The 271-nt window shown below is 42.8% G+C and carries 1 protein-coding gene; it reads right to left on the bottom strand.

Annotated elements, in window-relative coordinates; genetic code table 11:
- Positions 1–271, bottom strand: a 271-nt coding sequence (locus AC0IXA_RS27510) for a YhcN/YlaJ family sporulation lipoprotein (protein ID WP_471814915.1), incomplete at both ends; no start/stop codon positions are given.

A 271-nucleotide genomic window follows, 5' to 3' on the forward strand; every position in this document is an offset into this window, starting at 1 on the left:
CTTGCATACGATCGACAAAGTCTGGATTAGCAGATACATACACGTTGTCGATTTGTTGATCCGTTGATTTGACTTTGTCTGAAATTTTCTTTTTCAGATCGTCCGTCACATCACCGCTTTTATTGCCTTCAAGCACAACGGCTACAAATGCATTTTTTCCAGTGACAAGCACGTTCGCTGTTTTCACTTCAGACATATTCGCTACAAGCTCTGACGCCTTATCTGCCACTTTGACCTTCTGAGGTGTTTGAACATCTGGCTGATCCTGTCT

Source organism: Pseudomonas sp. AC083 (assembly GCF_979253165.1).